The organism is Pseudonocardia sp. P-1, assembly GCF_058111925.1.
The window spans coordinates 3,513,103-3,536,086 of record NZ_CM176614.1; the positions used below are offsets into that span (position 1 = coordinate 3,513,103).

Below are 22,984 nucleotides of genomic sequence, written 5' to 3' on the forward strand. Positions count from 1 at the left end.
CCCCCATGGGATCGGCACTGTTCGACACCGTCCTGGTCGCGAACCGCGGCGAGATCGCGGTCCGCGTCATCCGCACCCTGCGCTCGCTGGGCGTCCGGTCGGTCGCCGTGTACTCCGACGCCGACGCCGCGGCCCCGCACGTCCGCGCCGCCGACGAGGCCGTCCGGATCGGCCCGGCCGCCGCCGGCGAGTCCTACCTGTCGGTGGAGAACGTGATCGCCGCCGCCCGGGCGACCGGTGCGCAGGCGATCCACCCCGGCTACGGCTTCCTGTCCGAGAACACCGCGTTCGCCGCCGCCTGCGAACAGGCGGGGATCGCCTTCGTCGGGCCGCCGTCGTCGGCGATCGAGGCGATGGGCGACAAGATCCGCGCCAAGCAGACCGTCGCCAAGGCCGGGGTCCCGGTCGTGCCCGGCTCCGACGGCTCCGGCCTCACCGACGACGACCTGGCCTCCGTCGTCGCCGACATCGGCTACCCGGTGCTGCTCAAGCCGTCCGCGGGCGGCGGGGGCAAGGGCATGCGCGAGGTGCACTCACCGGAGCAGCTGGCCGACGCGATCGCCGGTGCGCGCCGCGAGGCCCGCGGCTCCTTCGGCGACGACACCCTGCTCGTCGAGCGGCTGGTCACCACGCCGCGGCACATCGAGATCCAGGTGATGGCCGACGCGCACGGCGCCGTCGTGCACCTCGGCGAGCGCGAGTGCTCGCTGCAGCGCCGCCACCAGAAGATCATCGAGGAGGCGCCGTCGGCTCTGCTCACCCCCGCGCAGCGCGACGAGATGGGCCGCGCCGCCTGCGAGGCCGCCCGCAGCGTCGGTTACACCGGCGCCGGGACCGTCGAGTTCATCGTGAGCTCGGACCGTCCCGACGAGTTCTTCTTCCTCGAGATGAACACCCGCCTGCAGGTCGAGCACCCGGTCACCGAGGAGGTCACCGGCCTGGACCTGGTCGAGCTGCAGCTGCGCGTCGCCGCGGGGGAGCCGCTGCCGATCACCCAGGACGACGTGGTGCTCACCGGGCACGCGATGGAGGCCCGCGTGTACGCCGAGGCCACCGCCGTGTCCGGCGACGCGCTCACCTTCCTCCCCTCCGGCGGGCCGGTGCTGGACTGGACGCCGCCGCCCGGGGTGCGGGTCGACGCCGGGATCGAGACCGGCACCGTCGTCGGGTCCGACTACGACCCGATGCTGGCCAAGGTCATCGCCCACGGCGCGACCCGCGACGAGGCGCTGCGCCGGCTCGACGCCGCGCTCCGCGACACGGTACTGCTCGGGATCGACTCCAACATCGGGTTCCTCCGGGCCCTGCTCGCCGACGACGACGTCCGCGCCGGTGACCTCGACACCGGGCTGATCGCCCGGCGCGGCGCCGCGCTCGTCGACGACACGGTGCCCGCCGACGTCCTCGGTGCGGTCGCGGGTCTCGGGCTGCTGCGCCGGGAGCCGGCCGGGCCCGTGGTGGACCCCTTCGACGTCCCCGGTGGCTGGCGGGTCGGGGAGCCCGCCTGGACGGTGAGCCGCCTGGTCACCGGTGGCGCCGACGGCGCCGTCGAGGTTCGGGCCCGCGGCCGGGCGGCCGGGTTCGACCTGGCGCTGCCCGCCGCCGATGGAACCGCGGACGGGGACGCGGGGGACACCGCCGTCCCGGCGTCGGCGACACCCGCCGCGGCCGCCGCCCGCTGCCGCACCGCCGCCGTCGCACCGGGGGTCGTGGAGCACACCCAGGACGGCCGCACCCGCCGGTTCGCCGTCGCCGAGGGTGCCGACGGGGTCGTCTGGATCGGCCGTGACGGGCACGCCTGGGGCGTGCGCGAGCAGGCGCCGACGGAGGCCGCCGCGGCCGCCGGCGGTGCGGGCGGGCCGGTCGTCTCGCCGATGCCGGGGACGGTGACCGTCGTCGAGGTCGCCGACGGGGACGCCGTCGTCGCAGGTCAGAAGCTGGTCGTCGTCGAGGCCATGAAGATGGAACACGTGCTCACCGCCCCCGTCGACGGGACGGTGCGCGAGCTGAGGGCCCGGGCCGGAGCCACCGTCGCGAAGGACGCGGTGCTGCTCGTGGTCGAGCCCGCCACCCAGGAGGAGCAGGCATGACCACCGCCCAGGACGCCACCACCGCCGAGGAGTACGAGGCGCTGCGCGCCTCGGTCGAGGAGTTCGCCCGCAAGGAGGTCGCGCCGGTCATCGGCGACCTCTACATCCGCGAGGAGTTCCCCTACGACATCACCGCCAAGATGGGCGAGATGGGCCTGTTCGGCCTCCCCGTCCCCGAGTCCTACGGCGGCATGGGCGGCGACTACCACGCCCTCTGCCTGGCCCTGGAGGAGCTCGCCCGGGTCGACTCCTCGGTCGCGATCACCGTGGAGGCCGGCGTCGGGCTCGGTGCCATGCCGATCCTGCGCTTCGGCACCGACGAGCAGAAGGCGCGCTGGCTGCCCGACCTGGCCGCGGGCCGCACGCTCGGCGCGTTCGGCCTCACCGAGCCCGGCGGTGGCTCCGACGCCGGCGCCACCCGCACCACCGCCCGCCTCGACGGCGACGAGTGGGTGATCAACGGGTCGAAGTGCTTCATCACCAACTCCGGCACCGACATCACCTCGGTCGTCACCGTCACCGCCGTCACCGGCGAGAAGCCCGACGGCCGCAAGGAGATCTCGGCGATCCTCGTCCCGGCGGGCACGCCCGGGTTCACGGTGAGCGAGAAGTACTCCAAGGTCGGCTGGAACTGCTCCGACACCCGCGAGCTCTTCTTCGACGACGTCCGCGTCCCCGAGGCGAACCTGCTCGGCGAGCGCGGCCGCGGCTACGCCCAGTTCCTGTCCATCCTCGACGAGGGTCGGGTCGCGATCGCGGCGCTGGCGACCGGGCTGGCCCAGGGCTGCGTCGACGAGTCCGTCCGCTACGCCGGTGAGCGCGAGGCGTTCGGGAACACCATCGGCTCCTACCAGGCGATCCAGTTCAAGATCGCCGACATGGAGGCCCGCGCGCACACCGCCCGGCTGGCCTGGCAGCACGCCGCGCGGCTGCTCGTCGCGGGGGAGCCGTTCAAGAAGGAGGCGGCGATCGCCAAGCTCGTCTCGTCGAACGCCGCGATGGACAACGCGCGCGACGCCACCCAGATCTTCGGCGGCTACGGCTTCATGAACGAGTACCCGGTCGGGCGGTTCTACCGCGACGCCAAGATCCTCGAGGTCGGCGAGGGCACCTCCGAGGTGCAGAAGATGCTGATCGCGCGGCACCTGGGCCTGTAGCGACGATCCGTTCGGTCCCCGAACGACATTCCCGTCACGCGCGTGACGACCGTGATGCGGTGCCGCGCGCGTGACGGGGGTAGACCGGTGTCATGAGCAACGAGGTCAACCACCAGGTACGGCTCGCCGCACGCCCGCAGGGCACCCCCGGCCCGGAGGTGTGGGAGCACACCACCGAGCCGGTGCCCGAGCCCGGCGAGGGCCGCATCGTCGTCCGGGTCAGCCACATCTCGCTGGACCCGGCGATGCGCGGCTGGATGAACGAGGGGCGTTCGTACGCGCCCCCGGTCGGGATCGGCGAGGTGATGCGCGCGCTCGGCCTCGGTGAGGTCGTCGCCTCCAGGAACACGGACTTCGCCGTCGGCGACACCGTCACCGGTGTGCTCGGCGTGCAGGAGTACGTGGAGAGCGACGGCCGCGGCCTGCAGAAGGTCTCCCCGACCGCGGACGTGCCGCCGGAGCGCTACCTCGCGCTGCTCGGCATGACCGGCATGACCGCCTACTTCGGGCTGTTCGACGTCGGTGCGCTGAAGGAGGGCGACACGGTCGTCGTCTCCGGTGCGGCCGGGGCCGTCGGGTCGGTGGTCGGGCAGCTCGCGAAGGTCAAGGGCGCCCGGGTCGTCGGCATCGCGGGCGGCCCCGAGAAGTGCGCGTGGATCACCGGCGAGCTCGGGTTCGACGCCGCGATCGACTACCGCTCCGAGAACGTGTCGCAGCGCCTGAAGGAGCTCGCCCCCGAGGGCGTGGACGTGTACTTCGACAACGTCGGCGGGGACATCCTCGACGCCGTGCTCGGCAGGCTCGCGATGCACGCCCGCGTCGTCATCTGCGGTGCGATCAGCCAGTACAACGCCGAGGGCGGCATGACCGGCCCGAAGAACTACATGAACCTGCTGGTCAACCGGGCCCGCATGGAGGGTTTCCTGGTCGGCGACTACCTCCCCCGCTGGGGCGAGGCGGGCACGGAGCTCGCCGGCTGGCTCGCCGAGGGCCGCCTGCGCAGCCGTGAGGACGTCGTCGACGGCACCGTCGCGGACTTCCCGGAGGTCTTCCTCAAGCTCTTCCGCGGCGAGAACACCGGCAAGCTCGTGCTCCGGCTGAACCGGGCCTGACCCCGGCGTGCACCATGGCGGGGTGCGCCTCGCCATGGCCCGGACCGCCGTCGTCGTCTCGGGGGCGGCGATCCTCGTCGTCGAGACCCTCGCGACCCGGCTCGTCGCGCCCTACGTCGGACTGACGCTCGAGTCGACCACCGCCGTGATCGGGGTGGCCCTCGCCGGGATCGCGGCGGGCGCCTCGCTGGGTGGGCGGTGGGCCGACGAGCGCGACCCGGTGGCGGTCGCCGCGCTGATGATGGTCGTCGGCGGGCTGGGCACGCTGGCCGTGCGGCCGGTGGTCCGGCTGCTCGGGCCGCTGCTCGGGGCCGGGCCGTACGCCGCCGTGGTGCTCGTCGCCGCGTCCACCCTGGTCTCGGTGACGGCGCTCGCCGCGGTCACCCCGGCCGTCACCAAGGCCCGGCTGACCGGGCTGGACCGCTCCGGCGAGGTCGTCGGCGGGCTGTCCGCGGCAGGCACCCTCGGGTCGCTCGCCGGGACCTTCCTCACCGGGTTCGTGCTGGTCGCGCTGCTGCCGGTGAGCGCGATCCTGCTGGTCACCGCGGCCGCCTGCCTCGTGCTCGGGCTCGTCCTGGCGCCCCGGCGCCGGCGCTCGGACATCGCGAAGGGTGGTGCCGCGGCACTGCTGCTGGCCGTCGCGCTCGTCGCGCTGCCGGGGCGTTGCGACGCCGACACCACCTACTACTGCGCCGCCGTCCGGACCGACCCCGCGGACCCGGCCGGTCGTTATCTGGTGCTCGACGACCTGCGCCACTCCTACGTCCGCCTCGGCGACCCCGCGCACCTGGAGTTCGCCTACACGAAGCGGTTCGCCGCGGCCGTCGACACCGCGTTCGGACAGGGGCGCCCGGTCGACGCGGTGCACATCGGCGGCGGCGCGCTGACCATGCCGCGCTGGCTCGCCGCGACCCGCCCCGGCAGCACCTCGACCGTGCTGGAGCTGGACCAGGGCGTGATCGACCTCGGCGTCCGCTCCCTGGACGCGGGCGGGATCCCCGGCACCACCGTGCGCACCGGCGACGCCCGGGTGAACCTCGCCGCGCTGCCCGACGACTCCGCCGACCTGGTCGTCGGCGACGCCTTCGGTGCCCGCTCGGTGCCCTGGCACCTGTCCACCGCGGAGTTCCTCGACGAGGTGGCGCGGGTGCTGCGCCCGGGCGGGCTCTACGTCCTCAACGTGATCGACCGGTACCCGCTCGACCTGGTGAAGGCCGCCACCGCGACCGTCGAGTCCCGGTTCGCGACGACGATGCTCCTCGCCCTCCCCGACGAGTTCGCCCCCGGCGGGGGCGGGAACGTCGTGGTCGTCGCCTCGGACCGGCCGCTCGACCCGGCCGCCCTCGGTGCCGCCGTCGCCCGTTCCGAGCCGGCCGGCACGGTCCTCGACCCGGCCCGCACCGCCGCGTTCACCGCGGGGGCCCCGGTCCTGACCGACGACCGCGCCCCGGTGGACCAGCTGATCACCACCGGGCTGGCGGGATAGGACGCCCCCTCCGCGCCCCGGGGTGCCGTGCCCCGCCCAGCTCGGCGTCCCGCTGCGCCGAGATGCAGCTCAGCGGGACTTGTGGATCTCCAGCGCCCGCTCAGCTGCATCTCGGCGCCGGTGATCCGAGCACGGACGAATCGTCGGCCTGCCGGCCCGTTCGTCGAGATGCAGCCCGGGGTGGTCCGCAGACCGCCGTGACGACCCTCAGCTCCATCTCGTCGGTGGAACCGGTCCGGGCTCGGACGACTCGGGGCGTCGCCGAGCAGCCGCGCGGGAGGCCGGGGCACCGGGAGGCGAGGCTCATCGGGAGGTGAGGCCCGGCCGCGCGGGGTCCGGATCACGCTAGGGTCGGCGACGGGGTCCGGTGGGCCCCGTCGGACGATCGAGGGGGAGACGGGCGTGGCGACCTGGGAGGACCTGAAGGCCTACGTCGTGGTCCGGTACGAGATCGTCCGCCAGGGTGCGGACGAGCTGCGGTTCCGGCTGCCGACGACCGAGGACCGGGACCAGCTCGTCGTCGTGAAGCGGGTGCGGGAGGGTGCGGGCCGCCCCGGCGTCGAGGTCACCGACGCGGCGGCCGCGGTCGCCGACCCGGACCAGGAGTGGGTGCAGATCGAGTCCCCGGTCGCGCGGCTCGGCGAGGTCGACCTCGGCCGCGCCCTGGAGCTCGCGGGGCCGTCGGTGGTCGGTGGGCTGGCCGCGGAGGAGGGCGTCGTGGTGTTCCGGCACTCGATCCCGCTCGGCCCGGCCGCGCTGGACGGGTTCGAGTTCCCGTTCCGCCAGGTCGTCCACCTCGCCGACGAGCTGGAGCACGCGCTCACCGGGCGCGACGACCACTGAGGTCGGGCCGTGCGGCCGCCGTCACACTTGACCTGAAGTCCGGTTCAGCTATCAGGCTGCGGGCATGGCCGACTACACGCTTCCGGACCTGCCCTACGACTACTCCGCGCTCGCCCCGCACATCGCGCCCGAGATCATGGAGCTGCACCACTCCCAGCACCACAACACCTACGTCCAGGGCCTCAACACCACCCTCGACAAGCTCGCCGACGCCCGCGACAAGAACGACTTCGGCGCCATCGTCGGACTCGAGAAGACCCTCGCGTTCAACCTCGGCGGCCACGTCAACCACTCCGCCTTCTGGAACAACCTCTCCCCCGACGGCGGCGACAAGCCCACCGGCGACCTGGCCGCCGCGATCGAGAAGGACTTCGGGTCCTTCGACGCGTTCCGGGCCCACTTCACCGCCGCCGCCACCACCATCCAGGGCTCCGGCTGGGCCATCCTCGGCCACGACCGGCTCGGCGACCGCCTGCTCATCCACCAGCTCTACGACCAGCAGTCCCAGCTCCCCGCCGGCCAGACCCCCATCGTCCTGCTCGACATGTGGGAGCACGCCTTCTACCTGCAGTACAAGAACGTCAAGCCCGACTACGTCAAGGCCTGGTGGAACGTCGTCGACTGGGCCGACGCCGCCAAGCGGTTCGCCCGGGCGCGGGCGTGACGGTCGCCGATCCGGCCGGGGGCCTGCGGGCGGCGTTCCGTGGGCACCCCGCCGGAGTCGCCGTGCTCACCGCGACCGGGCCCGACGGGCCGGTCGGGATGACGGCGTCGTCGGTCGCCTCGGTCGGGGTGGACCCGCCCGCGGTGTCGTTCTCGACCGCCCGTGACTCGAGGCTGGCCGGTGCGCTCGCCGGGGGCGGGACGGTCGTCGTGCACCTGCTCGACGACACCGACACCGGTCTCGCGGCGGCGTTCGCGGTCCCGGGCGCGGAACGGTTCGGAGCGGGTGTCCGGTGGATGGCCCTGCCGACCGGGGAGCCGTGGCTGGTCGACGTGGGCACCGCGCTGCGCTGCCGGGTCCTGTCGGTCTCCGAGGTCGGCGCGTCGCTGCTGGTCGCGGCCGAGGTCGTCGAGCTGCTCGGGCTGCGCCGTCGCGGCCGACCCCTGGTGTGGGTGGGGCGGGCCTACCGCGGCGTCCCCGTCGAGGACGAGGACGCGGTCACAGTGGCTGCGGATGCACGTCCAGCGCCTGGTCGATCACCGTACGCAGACGGTTGAGCAGCTCGTCGGCCTCGCTCCAGGTGACCGCGCCGGTCGCGACGCCGTGGCGCAGCTCCTCGGCGATGGTGCGGGCGAATCCGGTGGACCAGGTGTGACGGGGGTCGATGCTCCGCATGGACGAATATTGCCCTACGCGACCTGCGGCGTTCACCCCGGGTGCTCGTTTCGTTCACAGCGCGTGTGCGACAGGGTGGGCGAAATCGGTGACGTCCGGCGATGCACACCGCGGGGACGCGGGGCGGTCCGCGGGCCGGCCGGTGACGCACCGGCGACGACGATGGTCCGATCGGCGGGACCCGGCGCACCCGCGGGTGGCCCCGCGGCGTCGTCCCCGGGGGGTCGGATCGACGATTCGCCCGGTGTGCGTCACGATGATCGCCCGGCCCCCGGGCGAATCGATCCAGACGGAGTGTGCGCGTGACCACCTCGGAGTACAGCAGCATCACGCCCGGGGACCTGGCCATCGACACGCTCGGCCCGGCCCGCATCACCTCGCCGCTGGCGCCGCTGCTCGACGCCCGCCGCACCACCGAGCACTACGTCGACGCCGGTGACCGGGTCCTGCTCGACGACACCGCCGCCGGGATCCGCGCCCGCGGCGTCGAACCGGAGGAGCTGCCGGGCCTGGAGCCGTGCGGGCCGCGCCGGCAGATCTACTTCGACCCGTCGAAGACCCGCGCCGGGATCGTCACCTGCGGCGGACTGTGCCCGGGGCTCAACGACGTCATCTCCGGCCTGGTCCGCACCCTGACCTACCACTACGGCGTGCGCCGGGTCGTCGGGTTCCGCAACGGCTACCGCGGCTTCGTCTCCTCCTACGGCCACGACGTCGTCGAGCTGAGCCCGGAGTCGGTGCGCGACATCCCGGTCGACGGCGGCACCTTCCTCGGCACCTCGCGCGGCCCGCAGGACCCCGAGGAGATCGTCGACTGCCTCGAGCAGATGCACCTCAACGTGCTGTTCGTGATCGGCGGCGACGGCACCATGCGCGGCGCGATGGAGATCGCCAGGGTGGTGGGGGAGCGGGGGCTGCGGATCGCCGTCGTCGGGATCCCGAAGACGATCGACAACGACATCCCGTTCATCGACCAGTCCTTCGGCTTCCAGACGGCGTTCTCCCAGGCCAGCGAGGCCATCCGGTCGGTCACGGTGGAGGCCAAGTCCACCCCCGGCGGCGTCGGCCTGGTCAAGCTGATGGGCCGGCACTCCGGCTTCATCGCCTGCTACGCCTCGCTCGTGCGGTCCGACGCCGACGCCGTTCTGATCCCCGAGGTGCCCTTCGAGCTGGACGGCGAGACCGGTCTGCTGAACCACCTGCGACGACGGGTGTCCCAGCGCGGGCACGCGGTCGTCGTCGTCGCGGAGGGGGCGGGGCAGGAGATGCTGCCGCCGGTCGGGCGCACCGACGCCTCCGGCAACGCGAAGCTCTCCGACGTCGGCCCCTGGCTCAAGGAGCGCATCGCCGACTCCTTCGCCGACGCCGGGATGGAGACCACCGTCCGCTACGTCGACCCGAGCTACATCATCCGCAGCGTCCCCGCGAACCCCTACGACAGCGTCTACACCGTCCGGCTGTCCCAGGCCGCGGTGCACGCCGCCATGTCCGGGCGCACCGCGATGGTGGTCGGACGGGTGCGGCGCCGGTTCGTGCACATCCCGATGAGCCTGGCCGTCAGCCGTCGCAACCAGGTCGACCCGCACGGCGACCTGTGGATGGCCGTGCTGGAGTCGACCGGGCAGCCGTGGCGCTTCGGCGAGGACTCCGGCGCACCGACCCGGGCCCCGCACACCTGACCGGCGTCCTAGTTGAGGTGGGCCCGGTGCTTCATCGCCTCGGTGCGCACCTGGTCCAGCACGTCGGCGCCCGAGCGCGATCCGCGCCCCGGACCGTCCACCCAGGACTCCATCAGCCGGGCCGCCTCGTCCCAGCGGGCCTGCGCGGCGAGTACCTCGCCGAGCTCGCGGATGAGCTCCGGGCCCTGGTGGCGCAGGCCCAGCCGCATCCGGAGCACCCACTCCAGGCCGTCGTGGTCGCGGGAGCGGCCGTAGGTCGCACGCAGGTTCTCCAGCATCCGGGCGAGGATCTGGCGGGTCGAGGTCCGCGGCAGCATGCCCGCGTCGAAGGGCACCTCCGGGCCGGCGCCCGTCGTCGCGCGGAAGAGCTCCTCGCAGCCCGCCGGGTCGAGCCGCCTGCCGCCGTCGAAGGCGTCGACGAGGCGCTGGGTGCCGGGCACCCGCACCAGGAAGTGCCCGGGCATGCCGACGCCCTCCAGCGGCACCCCGGCCCGGCGGCCCACCTCGATCGCGACGACCGACAGGGTGATCGGGATGCCGGTGCGGCGTTCGAGGACGTCGGGCAGGAAGGAGTTGCGCGGGTCGGCGTAGTCGGCGGAGTTGCCGCGGAACCCGGCCTCGGTGAACAACCGGTGCAGCAGCGACTCGAAGCCGGTGACACCGTCGGCGAGCTCGTCGAGCGTGGCGCGGGCCCGTGCGGTGGACACCGCCGCGACCTCCGGATCCGGGGCGGCGCCGGCGGCGATCGCCAGTGCGGCCTCGTCGAGCGGCGGTTCGGGCCCGGTCACCATCCGCAGGAAGCGGGTCACCGGGTCGGCGCGGTCGTGCCGGGTCACCCCGGGACCGTACCGGGATTCACGGGGGCGACATCGTGACGCGCACGACCGTGCCCGTCACCTGACCGGGGTCGTCCTCCGCGGTCCACACCTGCAGCACGTCCGACAGCTCCGAGGCCAGCCACATCCCCCGGCCGCGGTTCCCGGCGACCGGTGGCGCGGCGAGCCCGGGGAACGCGAGCCGGCACGTCGCGGCGTCGCTCATCTCCGAGACCAGCCCCGCCTCGGTGCGCCACATCCGCAGGACCGGGTTACCCGACCCGTGCTCGACGCCGTTGCTGATCAGCTCGTTGACTGCCAGCACGAGGTCGGAGATCCGGCTGGGCCCCAGCCCGGACAGCTCGGCCTGCCGCTCGACGACGCGCCGCATCGACCCGAGGTCGTCCAAGGTCACCGGCAGCGTCACGATCGCCGGCCCCAGCTCGTCCGGCGGGCACTGCGGGTTCTCGGCCAGCAGCTCGTGGTCGTCGCGCCGGCAGCCGCTCGGGACCGGGGCGCCGTCCACGAGGAACTCGTCGTGCAGGGCCCCGGCGTGCGCGCGGTCGGCCTCGACGTCGGGGAAGCAGCACAGCAGCTCGACGGGCAGCGCGCGCAGGGCGTGCGAGAGGGCGAGGTCGAGGCGGGTCCAGTAGGCGGCGTCCGCGCCGGGCAGCTCGACCGGCTGGCCGACCGTGCACACCCCGGACGCGCCGTCGGCCAGCGCTTCGCGCACCGCGCGGCTCCAGCGCCCCGCGACCGTGAACGGCGGGGCCGAGTGCATCCGGTCCGGCGTGCGGAACTCCACCCCGGCGTCGTGGCCGAGGGAGCGGCGCAGCACCGCGGCACACCGCGGGTCGACGACCACGAGCGCGCGACGGCCCGACTCCAGCGCCTCGGTCACCGGTGCGGTGAGGGCGGCGGCCTGGTGCTCGGGATCCCGGTACGGCACGGCCCGGTGGACGAGGCCGTCCGGGTCGGGACGCGGGGTGGTGGTGGTGGTCATCGGCGGTCGGGGGCGGTCGGGGTCATGGGGCGTAGGCCTTCCACGTCGAAGCTGTGCCCATCTGCTCAAGGCGGCTCCTGACGGGGTGACCATAACCAAGCCGCACCGGTCGTGCGGTGCGGGGCGTGTGTGTTCGACGACGTCGCACCCCCCGGCGGCCCGCGGTGCGGTAGGGAAGGCTGGAAACGGATCACCATCACGCACCACGAACGGAGTGACAGATGCGCGTCTTCGACGGAGTGGACGAGCTGCGGGCGGCCAAGGGGACCGAGATCGGGACCTCGCCCTGGCTGACCGTCACGCAGGAGCGGATCGACGGCTTCGCCGACGCCACCGACGACCACCAGTGGATCCACGTCGACGCCGAGCGGGCCGCGGCCGGACCGTTCGGCACCACGATCGCCCACGGCTTCCTGTCGCTGTCGCTGCTGCCCGAGCTGGTCCACTCCGTCTTCACGGTGGACGGGGTCAAGATGGGTGTGAACTACGGCCTCAACAGGGTCCGGTTCACCAGCCCGCTGCCGGTGGGCGCCCGGATCCGCGGCCGGATCGAGCTGACCGACGTCAGCGATGCCCCCGGCGGCGTCCAGCTCACCGTCGGTGTGACCGTCGAGGTCGAGGGATCCGAGAAGCCCGCCCTGGTCGCCGAATGGCTGACCCGGCAGTTCGTCTAGGAGGAGAGAACCCATGCGTGATGCGGTGATCTGCGAGCCGCTGCGGACCCCGGTCGGCGGGTTCGGGGGGTCGCTGCGCGACGTCCCGGCCCACACCCTCGCCGCGACCGTGATCCGCGCCCTGATGGAGCGGACCGGGCTGGACCCCGACGTCGTCGAGGACGTCGTGCTGGGCCACTGCTACCCGACGATGGACGCCCCGGCGATCGGACGGGTCGCCGCGCTCGACGCCGGCCTGCCGGTGACCGCGGGCGGCATCCAGATCGACCGCCGCTGCGGCTCGGGCCTGCAGGCCGTGCTCTACGCGGCCGGCCAGGTCCGGACGGGCGCGGCGGAGGTCGTGCTGGCCGGCGGCGCCGAGTCGATGTCGGGCGCGTCGTTCTACTCCACCGGGATGCGCTGGGGGGTCAAGGGCGGCCCCGGCGTGATGCTGAACGACTCGCTGGCCCGCGGCCGCGTCACCGCCGGCGGGAAGAACTTCCCGGTGCCGGGCGGCATGCTGGAGACCGCGGAGAACCTGCGCCGCGACTACGCGATCGGTCGCGCCGAGCAGGACGAGTACGCCGTCCGCTCGCACCACCGGGCCGCGGCCGCGCAGGAGTCCGGGGTGTTCGCCGAGGAGATCGTCCCGGTGACCGTGCCCGGCCGGAAGGGCGACACCGTCGTCGAGCGCGACGAGCACGTCCGCCCCGACTCGACGGTCGAGAAGCTGGCGACGCTGCGCCCGATCCTGGGCAAGGACGACCCGGACGCCACCGTGACCGCGGGCAACGCGTCGGGCCAGAACGACGGCGCCGCGATCTGCGTGGTGACCAGCCCGGAGAAGGCCGCCGAGCTGGGACTGCGCCCGCTGGCGAAGGTCGTGTCCTGGGGCCTGGGCGGGGTCCCGCCCAAGACGATGGGCATCGGCCCGGTCCCGGCGACGGCCAAGGCCCTGGACGTGGCCGGGCTGACCCTGGCCGACATCGACCTGATCGAGCTGAACGAGGCGTTCGCCGCGCAGGTGCTGGCCTGCACGCGGGAGTGGAAGTTCACCGACGCCGACTTCGAGCGCACCAACGTGCACGGCTCGGGGATCTCGATGGGGCACCCGGTCGGTGCCACCGGCGGCCGCATCCTGGCCACCCTCACCCGCGAGATGGCGCGTCGCGACGCCCGTTACGGGCTGGAGACGATGTGCATCGGCGGCGGCCAGGGCCTCGCCGCGGTGTTCGAGAAGGTGTGACCCGTAGCCGGGGCGGCCGTGCACGGCCGCCCCGGCGAGATCGGTCAGTGCCCGGCGTTCTTCGCGCGCTCGTAGGACGCCTTGATCTCGCGCTCGGCGTCGGCCCGGCCGACCCAGGACGCACCCTCGACGCTCTTGCCCGGCTCGAGGGTCTTGTAGATCTCGAAGAAGTGCTGGATCTCCGCCCGGTCGAACTCGGCCAGGTGGTGGATGTCGCGCAGGTGCTCCTGGCGGGGGTCGTCCGAGGGGACGCAGAGGACCTTGTCGTCGCCGCCCTTCTCGTCCTTCATCCGGAACATGCCGATCGCGCGGGAGCGGATGACGCACCCGGGGAAGGTCGGCTCCTGCACCAGGACCAGGGCGTCCAGCGGGTCCCCGTCCTCGCCCAGGGTGTCGTCGATGAACCCGTAGTCGGCGGGGTACTGGGTGGCGGTGAACAGGGTGCGGTCGAGCCGGATACGTCCGGTCTCGTGATCGACCTCGTACTTGTTCCGGCCGCCCTTGGGGATTTCGATGGTGACGTCGAAGTCCACGGTTCGTTGCTCCTTGAAGAAGGTCAGCGGTCTTGTGTCACGGCTCCACCGGATCCGGGGCGGGGCCGCTGGCCCGCCCGCTCCGGCGGTGTCGGTGCTGCCCCCTAGTGTGAGGGACCGGGTGGGCACGGGTGCACGCCGGTGAGGGCGGAGCGGGCCGATGTGGCCCGCGTCGCACCACCGTGCGGGCAGGTCGGCCGCCGGACGAGCAGGTACAGGAGGGTCCGTGGGACGCAGGCATCGCCGGCCGGAGCGCAGCTACCGGCGGTTCGCCGTGGTCGCGGTCGCGGTGATGGCACTGGCCTCGCTGTTCGGCGCCGTCGCCCTGGCCGGGCCGGACGCCCGCAGCTCGTTCGGGCTCGGCACCACCGCCACCCAGTACCCGCCGGTCCCGATGCCCGCGCTGCGCCCGCTCACACCGACGGCGCCGGTGCCGAGTGCCGCCGGGATCACCCAGGCCCTGTCCTCCCAGCTCGACGCGCCCGAGCTCGGCGAGGTCACCGGGGTCGTCATGGACTCCGCGGCCCCGCGCGGGGTGAAGCCGATCTGGGAGCGCGACGGCGACCGCGGCATGGTCCCCGGCTCCACGACGAAGCTGCTCACCGCCGCGGCCGCGCTGCTGTCGCTGAACCCGACCGACCGGCTCGCGACCCGGGTCGTGCCCGGTCCGTCCCCGGACTCGGTCGTCCTCGTCGGGTCCGGCGACCCGTCGCTGACCGCGCTGCCCGACGGGCAGGACGGGCTCTACCCGGAGCCCGCGCGGATCGCCGACCTCGCCGAGCAGGTGAAGAAGGCCGTCGGCCGCCCGATCACGACGGTCTACACCGACGCGAGCCTCTGGAAGGGCCCGGCCGAGTCCCCGGGCTGGGGGCCCACCGACGTCGCGGACGGCTACGTCGCCCCGATGTCGGCGCTGATGCTCGACGGCGGCCGCACCGACCCGCTGCAGCAGGACGGCCCGCGCAGCACCGACCCCGCCGCGGCCGCCGGGAAGGCGCTGGCCCGCGCGCTCGGCGCCTCCGACGTCCTCGAGGGCGTCGCCGCTGCGAACGCGCCGGTGCTGGGCAGCGTGTCCTCCCCGCCGATCGCGAGCCTGATCGAGTACATGCTCACCGCCTCGGACAACGTCACCGCCGAGGCGATGGCCCGCCAGGTCGCGGTGTCCAAGGACGGCGAGGCCTCGTTCGACGGGGCCTCGAAGGCCGTCACCGAGGCGCTGGTCCAGGCCGGTTACGACGTGTCCGGGCTGGAGCTCGCCGACGGCAGCGGCCTGTCCCGGGACAACCTGATCCCGGCCCGGCTGCTCGGCGCGGTGCTGTCCTCGGCCGCCGCCCAGTCCGACAGCCCGACCGACGTGCAGTTCCTGCGCCCGATCCTCACCGGGCTCCCGGTCGCCGGCGGTGGCGGGACACTCGCCGACCGGTTCGGCGACCCGCGGTCGGTCGCCGGGCGCGGTGTCGTGCGCGCCAAGACCGGCACGCTGTCCGGCGCCTCCAGCCTCGCCGGGGTCGTCACCGACGTCGACGGCAGGCTGCTGGTGTTCGCGCTGCTGTCCAACGGCACCTCGCCCGCCGACGCCCGCCCCGCGCTGGACCGCATCGCGGCAACGCTGTCGCGCTGCGGCTGCCGCGGCTGACCCGGTCTCGCGCACCCGTCGTCGCGGGTAGCGTGGGACGCATGGAGACCGACACGACCGGCCCGGTCACCGGCCGCCCCCGGCCCGACATCACCGGCGCCGGGCTGCCGGTGAACTGGTCCCTGGCCGCGTCGACGGCGGCATCGCTGATGCCCGCCGGGCCCCGCACCACCCCCGCGGTGGCGGGCGCGCTGGTGGAGCGCCTGCGCACCGACTCCGCCCGCGCCGAGGGACACGTCCGCGAGGTCACCGGCCTCGGGGCGGACCTGCCGCTGCTGCCCGCCGACGTGCTGGACCGGCCCGCCTGGGCGCGTGCCGCCGTCGGGGGGATGGAGGCGCTGACCTCCGGCGCCCGGCTGCCCGACTCGCCGTGGCCGCTGCGCACGGTCACCGCGGCCGGCTCGGGGGTGCAGCTCGGCGCGCTGCTCGCCTACATGGGTGCCCGCGTGCTCGGCCAGTACGACCCGTTCGGCGGGCCCGGCGGGGCGGGGCGGCTCATCGTCGTCGCCCCGAACGTCTACGCCGCCTCGCGCTCGCTCGACGTCGACGGCGACCAGTTCGGCCTCTGGGTCTGCCTGCACGAGGCCACCCACCGGCTCCAGTTCACCGCGGTGCCGTGGCTGCGCGACCACTTCTCCGGGCTGGTCACCGAGCTGCTGTCGCTGCAGGAACCGGACACCGCGCGGCTCGCCCGGCTGCCCGACGCGATCCGCGCGCTGCGCGGCGAGGACGGCCGCAAGGCCGACGTGCTCGCGCTCGTCGAGCTGCTGCAGGGCCCCGAGCAGCGGGCCGTGCTCGACCGGCTGCTGGCCCTGTCGACCCTGCTGGAGGGGCACGCCGACCACGTCATGGACGCCGTCGGGCCGGACGTGGTCCCCGACGTCGCGCTCATCCGGCGCCGGTTCACCGAGCGCCGCCGCGGCGGCGGGCTGATCGACCGGATCCTGCGCGCGCTCCTCGGGGTCGAGGCGAAGATGCGCCAGTACGCCGTCGGCGCCGCGTTCTGCCGGGCCGTCGAGCGCGAGGCCGGGATGGCCGGGATCAACCGGGTCTGGGAGTCGCCGGAGACGCTGCCGACCCGCGCCGAGCTGGACGACCCCGCCGCGTGGCTGCGCCGCGTCGCCTGACGGGTCACGGGCCCGCCGCGGCCGGCCGGGTCCGGCGTGCCGTGCGGGCCGCACTGGACCGACTGCCCGGCGGTGTGGCGGCCGCCCCGCCGCTGGTCGCCTGCTCCGGCGGGGCCGACTCCACCGCGCTGGTGCTCGCCGTCCGGGAGGCGGTCGAGGGGCCGGTGCACGCCGCCGTCGTCGACCACGGGCTGCAGGACGGGTCCGCGGAGCGCTCGGCGGGGCTCGCCACGCTGCTGCGCGGGCTCGGGGTGACGGCGACGGTGCACCCGGTCGTCGTCGGCGCCGCGGGCGGCCCCGAGGCCGCGGCCCGGGCCGCCCGGTACGCGGCGCTGCGGGCGGCGCGGCCGACGCCGTCGTCGCCGGTGCTGCTCGGGCACACCCTCGACGACCAGGCCGAGACGGTCCTGCTGGGCCTCGGCCGGGGCTCCGGGGCCCGGTCGCTGTCCGGGATGCGCGAGTGGACCGAGCCGTGGCTGCGCCCGCTGCTCGGGGTGCGCCGGGCCGACACCGTCGCCGCCTGCGCGGCCGCCGGCGTCGCGGCCTGGGCCGACCCGCACAACGCCGACCCCCGCTTCGTCCGCTCCCGGCTGCGCCACGAGGTGCTGCCGCTGCTGGAGGACGTCCTGGGCGGCGGGGTCGCGGCCGCGCTCGCCCGCACCGCGGACCAGCTCCACGACGACGACGCCGCCCTCTCCGTCGCCGCGGCCCGGCTGCTGTCCGCGGCCCGCGTGGCCACGGACGGTGAGCGGAATACACCGGCGGGGGGGGCCGGGCCGGGTGATTCCGGCGACAACGGCTCACCACCGGGTACCGCCGTGACCGGCCCCACCGGGGCCGCGGCGGGGGTCGGGGAGGCCCTCGGCACCGCGCTCGACACCGGTGTACTGGCCGCTGCCGAGCCCGCCGTACGGCGCCGGGTCCTGCGGGAATGGCTCGCCGGAGCGGGCGCGCGGGCCCTCACCGACGCGCAGCTGCGGGCGGCCGACGACCTCGTCGGAGCCTGGCGCGGGCAGGGCGGACCGGCGGTGGGCGGCGGCTTGGTGCTGACCCGCGCCCGTGGCAGGCTCGTGCTGCGCCGCCGCAGCCGGCCGCGTGACCGGGCGTGACCGCGGGTCCGGTGCACAGGGTCGACCGGACCGCCACGCGGTCCGTGCGAGGGGGTCGGGTGTACGACGGGGACATCTCCTCGGTGCTGGTCACCGAGGAGCAGGTGCGCGAGAAGACCGCGGAGCTGGCGCAGCAGGTCGCCGGTGACTACACCGGCCTCGTGCGCGACGGCCGCGAGTCCGACCTCGTGCTGATCGGCGTCCTCAAGGGCGCCGTCATGTTCATGACCGACTTCGCCCGCGCGCTGCCCATCCCGGCCCAGCTGGAGTTCATGGCGGTCAGCTCCTACGGCTCGTCGACCTCGTCGTCGGGCGTCGTGCGGATCCTCAAGGACCTCGACCGCGACATCGCCGGGCGGCACGTGCTGATCGTCGAGGACATCATCGACTCGGGGCTCACCCTGAACTGGCTGCTGGGCAACCTGCAGACCCGCTCGCCCGCGTCGCTGGAGGTCGTGACGCTGCTGCGCAAGCCGGACGCGGTGAAGGTCGACGTCCCGGTCCGCTACGTCGGGTTCGACATCCCGAACGAGTTCGTCGTCGGCTACGGCCTCGACTACGCCGAGCGCTACCGCGACCTGCCCTACATCGGGACCCTGGACCCGTCGGTCTACGCCTGAGCGGGGCTCAGCCGACCCCGGGCCCGGCCGGCGTGGCCAGTGCCCGCGGGTCGACCCCGGCCGGGGCCGCGTCGAACGCGGGCCCACTGGCGAGCGTCAGACCGGCCGGACCGTCGGTGCGGGCTGCGTAGTCCAACGCCCTCGCCAGGTCGGTGTACTCGATGCTGGGCAGGTCCTCGGTGGTGGTGAGGCTGGACAGCACGCCGATCGCGCGGCCCTGCGCGTCGAGCAGCGGGCTGCCCGACTCCCCGGCGACGCCGTCCTGCACGGCGAACACCGCGTGCCCCCAGCCGCCACCGACCTCGGCGGCGGCCGCACCGGCGCGCACCCCGACCGTGCGGACGCCGCCGGCGCCCGGCGGGTTGGTCAGGCCGTAGACCGGGGTGCCGGCGGGCAGCGGCGCGGTGCGGACCGCGCCGGGACCTCCGAAGAACGGCACCGCGGCACCCACCGACGGGCGGGCGCCCGCGGGCAGCTCGACGAGTGCGAGGTCGTTGTAGGCGCAGACGTCGGGGTCGCGCTCCCCGCGGGCCTGCATGGTGTTCCACGAGCTCCACGCCAGCGTCCCGGTGACCGTGCCGTCGCGGCCGTGCACCAGCACCGGGGTGCCCAGCGGCACCGCGTCGGAGGTGCAGCCGTCGGTCTCGGTCTCGTCGCCGGTGCCGCCGCAGTGCGCGGCCTGCCCGAGGAAGGTGCGCTCGCCCGCGGTGAACACGAACCCGGCCGTGCACAGGCCCGCGCCGGTGGTCTCGGTGACGGTCCCCGGGCCGATCGACCCCGGCCCCGCGACGACGGCCGGGTGCGGCACGAGGTCGCTCGCCTCGGCCCGGGCGGTGGTCGCCGGCGGCGCGGTCACGACCGGCGGCGTCGGTGCGGCGGCCGCGGGCGGCGGGATCACGGGCACGGCGGCGGCCGTCCCCACCGGCACGGTGAACACCGCCAGTGCCGCCGCGGCGGCGAGACCGGCGGCGAGCACCGACACCGTCCGCCGGGGTCCGGCCACCGCGTGCAGCGCCATCCGATCGTCCCTCCCGACCCGCAGACCATCGCCGCTGGACCGGACGGAGCAGGGCGCCGCTGCCCTCCGCCGCCGTCCCGGTACCGAGCGTGCTGCACAGTTGTCCCACACCACGGTGTCGACGTGTGCGTCGGGACACCCCTGTGGGGGAACCGGGCAGGTCGCCGGTTCGTTCACCGATCGGCCGTCCGCTCACCGGGCGGTCCGGCCAGGTCCGTCCGGAGCACGCCACCCACCGTGGGGCTATCCTGGCGGGTCAGGGCCCTCCGGCGGGGCGGTACACCGTCCGCCGCCGCTGCCGAGAACCACTCCCGGGAAGGTGAAGGCCACCCAGGCCGACGTTGCATGGACCGCAAGCGCCTGCTCCGCAACCCGCTGATCTGGATCCTCGTCGCACTCCTGATCTATCTCGGGTTCAGCCAGCTGTTCGACGACACCCGCGGATACACCGAGGTCACGACGTCGGTCGCGCTCTCCCAGGTGCAGTCGGGGAACGTCAAGGACGCCCTCGTCGAGGACCGTGAGCAGCAGCTCCGCCTCACGCTGGACCGCCCGATCGAGGTCGACGGCAACGAGACGACCCAGATCCTCACCCAGTACCCGGCGCAGATCTCCGGTCAGATCTTCGACCAGGTCCGCCAGGTCCCCGGGATCGCCGAGTACGACACCGTCGTCCGCCAGGACTCCTTCCTCTCCACGCTGCTGATCACGATGATCCCGCTGGCGCTGGTCCTGATCCTGCTGTTCTGGTTCCTGAACAACGCCCAGGGCGGCGGGAACCGGGTCATGAGCTTCGGCAAGTCCAAGGCCAAGCAGCTGAACAAGGACATGCCGAAGAACACGTTCGCGGACGTGGCGGGCGCCGACGAGGCGGTCGAGGAGCTCTACGAGATCAAGGACTTCCTGCAGAACCCGGGCCGCTACCAGGCCCTGGGCGCGAAGATCCCCAAGGGCGTGCTGCTCTACGGCCCGCCCGGCACCGGCAAGACGCTGCTGGCCCGTGCGGTCGCCGGTGAGGCGGGCGTGCCGTTCTACACGATCTCCGGGTCCGACTTCGTCGAGATGTTCGTCGGTGTCGGTGCCTCCCGGGTGCGCGACCTGTTCGAGCAGGCCAAGCAGAACGCGCCCTGCATCATCTTCGTCGACGAGATCGACGCGGTCGGCCGCCAGCGCGGCGCCGGCCTCGGCGGCGGGCACGACGAGCGCGAGCAGACCCTGAACCAGCTGCTCGTCGAGATGGACGGCTTCGACGCCCGCGGCGGCATCATCCTGATCGCCGCGACGAACCGGCCGGACATCCTGGACCCGGCGCTGCTGCGCCCGGGCCGGTTCGACCGGCAGATCCCGGTCGGCGCCCCCGACCTGGCGGGCCGTCGCGCGATCCTGTCGGTGCACTCCAAAGGCAAGCCCTTCGCCGACGACGTCGACCTCGAGTCGCTGGCCAAACGCACCGTGGGCATGTCCGGCGCCGACCTGGCCAACGTGATCAACGAGGCCGCGCTGCTGACCGCCCGCGAGCACGGGACGCTGATCAACGGCGCCGCGCTGGAGGAGTCGGTCGACCGCGTCGTCGGCGGCCCCCGGCGCAAGTCGAAGATCGTCTCCGAGCGCGAGAAGAAGATCACCGCATACCACGAGGGCGGGCACGCGCTGGCCGCGTGGGCGATGCCGGACCTGGAGCCGGTCTACAAGCTCACGATCCTGCCGCGCGGGCGCACCGGCGGGCACGCGCTCGTCGTCCCGGAGGACGACAAGGGCCTCATGACCCGCGCCGAGATGATCGCGAGGCTGGTGTTCGCGATGGGTGGGCGTTCGGCCGAGGAGCTCGTCTTCCACGAGCCCACGACGGGCGCGTCCTCCGACATCGACCAGGCCACCAAGATCGCCCGCGCGATGGTCACCGAGTACGGCATGAGCGCCAAGCTCGGCGCCGTCCGCTACGGCCGCGAGCAGGGCGACCCGTTCCTCGGCCGCTCGATGGGCAACCAGGCCGACTACTCGCTCGAGGTCGCCCACGAGATCGACGAGGAGGTGCGCAAGCTCATCGAGGCCGCGCACACCGAGGCGTGGGAGATCCTCAACACCTACCGCGACGTGCTCGACGACCTGGTGCTCGAGCTCCTGGACAAGGAGACCCTGAACCGCAAGGACCTCGAGCGGATCTTCGGGTCGGTGGAGAAGCGGCCGCGGATCACCGCGTTCGACGACTTCGGCGTGCGCACGCCCTCGGAGAAGCCGCCGATCAAGACCCGGCGCGAGCTGGCGCACGAGCGCGGTGAGGTCCTGCCGCCCGAGGAGGACGAGCTCACCCCGGCCGAGGTCGGCTCGGGCGTCGCCAACGGCTACGGCGACGCGCCCGGCACCCCCGGCGCCTCCCCGTTCCCGGCGGGCGGCTCGGTCCCGAGCCGCCCGGACGCCCCCAACGACGGCGGCTACGCCCCCGGCGACGGCGGCCCGGGCCACGGCGGCGGCAACGGGAACGGGAACGGCTACGGCGCGCCCGGCAACGGGCACGGCGCCCCGGTCCACGGCTACGGCCGGGCCGGGTCCTACGGCGGACCGGGACAGCCCCCGCCGCCCGCCGTCGCCCCGAACTACGGCGCCCCGCCGGACTGGCGGCCCGCGACGACCCCGCAGGGGCAGAGCTGGCCGCCGCCGAACTGGGCGCAGCCGCCGCAGCAGGGCGGGCCGCAGGGCCCCGCCCAGGGCGGTCCCTGGTCCGGTCCCGGACCGGGCGACGGCGGCAACGGCAACGGCGCGCACGGCAACGGCGCGCCGGGTGGTGCGAACGATCCCGGCGCCGGCGAGCAGCGACGCGGACACGACCCGGAGGCAGGACACTGAGCACGTCGACGACGGACGGACGCTCCGGACCGGTGGAGTCCGCCGCGGTGGCGCCCGGGGTGACCCGGGCCGTACCCGGCGGGGTCGACCTGGACCGTGCGGAGCGCGCCGTCCGCGAGCTGCTGATCGCGGTCGGGGAGAACCCGGACCGCGAGGGCCTCAAGGAGACCCCGGCCCGGGTCGCGCGCGCCTACGGCGAGATCTTCGCCGGGCTGTTCGTCGACCCGGACACGGTGCTGGAGAAGACCTTCGACGAGGGCCACGGCGAGCTCGTGCTGGTCAAGGACATCCCGATGTTCTCCACCTGCGAGCACCACCTCGTGCCCTTCCACGGGGTGGCCCACGTCGGCTACATCCCGGCCGTCGACGGCCAGGTCACCGGCCTGTCCAAGCTGGCCCGGGTGGTCGACCTGTACGCCAAGCGCCCGCAGGTCCAGGAGCGGCTGACCGCGCAGATCGCCGACGCCCTGGTGCGCAAGCTGAACCCGCGCGCGGTGATCGTCGTGCTGGAGGCCGAGCACCTGTGCATGGCCATGCGTGGCATCCGCAAGCCGGGGTCGCGCACCACCACCTCGGCGGTGCGCGGGCTGTTCAAGAGCTCGGCGACCTCCCGCGCGGAGGCGCTCTCGCTGATCAGGGGGCGCTGACGTGGTCGCCCCCGGCGGGGCGTTGCC

21 protein-coding genes are annotated in these 22,984 nt (G+C 74.3%); 16 read left to right on the top strand and 5 right to left on the bottom strand.

Annotated features, from left to right (window positions below):
- Positions 1-5: 5 nt before the first annotated feature.
- From AC0GKK_RS17300 to AC0GKK_RS17330, 7 genes are all read left to right on the top strand, one after another.
- Positions 6-2,090: an acetyl/propionyl/methylcrotonyl-CoA carboxylase subunit alpha gene (locus tag AC0GKK_RS17300; protein WP_482638523.1), complete on the top strand. Its 2,085-nt coding sequence runs from the start codon at positions 6-8 to the stop codon at positions 2,088-2,090.
- A complete protein-coding gene (locus tag AC0GKK_RS17305; protein ID WP_350663677.1) occupies positions 2,087-3,247 on the top strand; it encodes an acyl-CoA dehydrogenase family protein in 1,161 nt (386 codons plus the stop codon). The genes AC0GKK_RS17300 and AC0GKK_RS17305 overlap by 4 nt, the downstream gene beginning before the upstream one ends.
- 92 nt (positions 3,248-3,339) lie before the next feature.
- On the top strand, positions 3,340-4,359 hold the full coding sequence (locus tag AC0GKK_RS17310; RefSeq protein ID WP_208821624.1) for an NADP-dependent oxidoreductase: 1,020 nt from the start codon (positions 3,340-3,342) through the stop codon (positions 4,357-4,359).
- A 22-nt stretch (positions 4,360-4,381) separates the two neighbouring features.
- Positions 4,382-5,845 carry a fused MFS/spermidine synthase gene (locus AC0GKK_RS17315; RefSeq protein ID WP_489882105.1) on the top strand — a complete coding sequence of 488 codons (1,464 nt, stop codon included), beginning with the start codon at positions 4,382-4,384 and terminating at the stop codon, positions 5,843-5,845.
- 402 nt (positions 5,846-6,247) lie between these two features.
- The gene (locus AC0GKK_RS17320) at positions 6,248-6,688 is read left to right on the top strand and encodes a hypothetical protein (protein ID WP_020627019.1); all 441 of its coding nucleotides are present in this window, start codon (positions 6,248-6,250) and stop codon (positions 6,686-6,688) included.
- A gap of 64 nt (positions 6,689-6,752) precedes the next feature.
- Entirely contained in the window at positions 6,753-7,352 is a 600-nt protein-coding gene (locus AC0GKK_RS17325; RefSeq protein WP_489882106.1) for a superoxide dismutase, read from the top strand.
- On the top strand, positions 7,349-7,909 hold the full coding sequence (locus AC0GKK_RS17330) for a flavin reductase family protein (RefSeq protein WP_346864533.1): 561 nt from the start codon (positions 7,349-7,351) through the stop codon (positions 7,907-7,909). The genes AC0GKK_RS17325 and AC0GKK_RS17330 overlap by 4 nt, the downstream gene beginning before the upstream one ends.
- Here the strand turns inward: AC0GKK_RS17330 and AC0GKK_RS17335 are convergent.
- Entirely contained in the window at positions 7,851-8,027 is a 177-nt protein-coding gene (locus AC0GKK_RS17335) for a hypothetical protein (protein WP_168172146.1), read from the bottom strand. The two genes, AC0GKK_RS17330 and AC0GKK_RS17335, sit on opposite strands and share 59 nt — an antisense overlap.
- A 302-nt stretch (positions 8,028-8,329) precedes the next feature.
- Between AC0GKK_RS17335 and AC0GKK_RS17340 the strand changes: the two genes are divergently transcribed.
- Positions 8,330-9,706, top strand: coding sequence for an ATP-dependent 6-phosphofructokinase (locus tag AC0GKK_RS17340; RefSeq protein WP_224401228.1), 1,377 nt, complete (start codon positions 8,330-8,332; stop codon positions 9,704-9,706).
- A gap of 8 nt (positions 9,707-9,714) precedes the next feature.
- On the opposite strand, the gene AC0GKK_RS17345 is transcribed toward AC0GKK_RS17340, so the two are convergent.
- Positions 9,715-10,542: a SirB1 family protein gene (locus tag AC0GKK_RS17345; protein WP_346106335.1), complete on the bottom strand. Its 828-nt coding sequence runs from the start codon at positions 10,540-10,542 to the stop codon at positions 9,715-9,717.
- Positions 10,543-10,561: 19 nt separating this feature from the next.
- The gene (locus tag AC0GKK_RS17350) at positions 10,562-11,524 is read right to left on the bottom strand and encodes an ATP-binding protein (protein WP_489882107.1); all 963 of its coding nucleotides are present in this window, start codon (positions 11,522-11,524) and stop codon (positions 10,562-10,564) included.
- A 221-nt stretch (positions 11,525-11,745) separates the two neighbouring features.
- Between AC0GKK_RS17350 and AC0GKK_RS17355 the strand changes: the two genes are divergently transcribed.
- A complete protein-coding gene (locus AC0GKK_RS17355) occupies positions 11,746-12,198 on the top strand; it encodes a MaoC family dehydratase (protein ID WP_489882108.1) in 453 nt (150 codons plus the stop codon).
- A gap of 13 nt (positions 12,199-12,211) precedes the next feature.
- Positions 12,212-13,423 (top strand): acetyl-CoA C-acetyltransferase, encoded by a 1,212-nt coding sequence (locus AC0GKK_RS17360; RefSeq protein WP_405421188.1) that lies wholly within the window; start codon positions 12,212-12,214, stop codon positions 13,421-13,423.
- Between the two features lie 44 nt (positions 13,424-13,467).
- Here the strand turns inward: AC0GKK_RS17360 and AC0GKK_RS17365 are convergent, their stop codons facing one another.
- Complete coding sequence (locus tag AC0GKK_RS17365; protein WP_073576771.1) at positions 13,468-13,956, bottom strand: inorganic diphosphatase; 489 nt, start codon at positions 13,954-13,956, stop codon at positions 13,468-13,470.
- A 226-nt stretch (positions 13,957-14,182) separates the two neighbouring features.
- On the opposite strand from AC0GKK_RS17365, the gene dacB reads away from it, so the two are divergent.
- The 4 genes from dacB (at position 14,183) to hpt (ending at position 18,448) form a co-directional block, all read left to right on the top strand.
- On the top strand, positions 14,183-15,592 hold the full coding sequence (dacB, locus tag AC0GKK_RS17370; protein ID WP_489882109.1) for a D-alanyl-D-alanine carboxypeptidase/D-alanyl-D-alanine endopeptidase: 1,410 nt from the start codon (positions 14,183-14,185) through the stop codon (positions 15,590-15,592).
- A gap of 149 nt (positions 15,593-15,741) precedes the next feature.
- Entirely contained in the window at positions 15,742-16,719 is a 978-nt protein-coding gene (locus tag AC0GKK_RS17375) for a zinc-dependent metalloprotease (RefSeq protein WP_489884030.1), read from the top strand.
- Positions 16,716-17,828, top strand: coding sequence for a tRNA lysidine(34) synthetase TilS (gene tilS, locus AC0GKK_RS17380; RefSeq protein ID WP_489884031.1), 1,113 nt, complete (start codon positions 16,716-16,718; stop codon positions 17,826-17,828). Before AC0GKK_RS17375 ends, tilS begins: the two co-directional genes overlap by 4 nt.
- Positions 17,829-17,887: 59 nt before the next feature.
- The gene (hpt, locus tag AC0GKK_RS17385) at positions 17,888-18,448 is read left to right on the top strand and encodes a hypoxanthine phosphoribosyltransferase (RefSeq protein WP_062398476.1); all 561 of its coding nucleotides are present in this window, start codon (positions 17,888-17,890) and stop codon (positions 18,446-18,448) included.
- 7 nt (positions 18,449-18,455) lie between these two features.
- Here hpt and AC0GKK_RS17390 read toward each other — a convergent pair whose 3' ends face one another.
- A complete protein-coding gene (locus AC0GKK_RS17390) occupies positions 18,456-19,466 on the bottom strand; it encodes a serine protease (protein ID WP_489882110.1) in 1,011 nt (336 codons plus the stop codon).
- A gap of 345 nt (positions 19,467-19,811) precedes the next feature.
- On the opposite strand from AC0GKK_RS17390, the gene ftsH reads away from it, so the two are divergent.
- A complete protein-coding gene (gene ftsH / locus AC0GKK_RS17395; protein ID WP_489882111.1) occupies positions 19,812-22,310 on the top strand; it encodes an ATP-dependent zinc metalloprotease FtsH in 2,499 nt (832 codons plus the stop codon).
- Between the two features lie 32 nt (positions 22,311-22,342).
- Positions 22,343-22,957 carry a GTP cyclohydrolase I FolE gene (gene folE, locus AC0GKK_RS17400; RefSeq protein WP_374107449.1) on the top strand — a complete coding sequence of 205 codons (615 nt, stop codon included), beginning with the start codon at positions 22,343-22,345 and terminating at the stop codon, positions 22,955-22,957.
- Positions 22,958-22,984: the final 27 nt, after the last annotated feature.

What these genes read in the sequence shown, in the direction of transcription:
- AC0GKK_RS17310 (WP_208821624.1), top strand. Translation starts at nt 3,340, where the DNA reads ATGAGCAACGAGGTCAACCACCAGGTACGGCTCGCCGCACGCCCGCAG.
- AC0GKK_RS17390 (WP_489882110.1), bottom strand. Translation starts at nt 19,466, where the DNA reads ATGGCGCTGCACGCGGTGGCCGGACCCCGGCGGACGGTGTCGGTGCTC.
- AC0GKK_RS17300 (WP_482638523.1), top strand. Translation starts at nt 6, where the DNA reads ATGGGATCGGCACTGTTCGACACCGTCCTGGTCGCGAACCGCGGCGAG.
- AC0GKK_RS17335 (WP_168172146.1), bottom strand. Translation starts at nt 8,027, where the DNA reads ATGCGGAGCATCGACCCCCGTCACACCTGGTCCACCGGATTCGCCCGC.
- AC0GKK_RS17375 (WP_489884030.1), top strand. Translation starts at nt 15,742, where the DNA reads ATGCCCGCCGGGCCCCGCACCACCCCCGCGGTGGCGGGCGCGCTGGTG.
- ftsH (WP_489882111.1), top strand. Translation starts at nt 19,812, where the DNA reads ATGGACCGCAAGCGCCTGCTCCGCAACCCGCTGATCTGGATCCTCGTC.
- AC0GKK_RS17360 (WP_405421188.1), top strand. Translation starts at nt 12,212, where the DNA reads ATGCGTGATGCGGTGATCTGCGAGCCGCTGCGGACCCCGGTCGGCGGG.
- AC0GKK_RS17355 (WP_489882108.1), top strand. Translation starts at nt 11,746, where the DNA reads ATGCGCGTCTTCGACGGAGTGGACGAGCTGCGGGCGGCCAAGGGGACC.
- AC0GKK_RS17305 (WP_350663677.1), top strand. Translation starts at nt 2,087, where the DNA reads ATGACCACCGCCCAGGACGCCACCACCGCCGAGGAGTACGAGGCGCTG.
- AC0GKK_RS17350 (WP_489882107.1), bottom strand. Translation starts at nt 11,524, where the DNA reads ATGACCACCACCACCACCCCGCGTCCCGACCCGGACGGCCTCGTCCAC.
- AC0GKK_RS17325 (WP_489882106.1), top strand. Translation starts at nt 6,753, where the DNA reads ATGGCCGACTACACGCTTCCGGACCTGCCCTACGACTACTCCGCGCTC.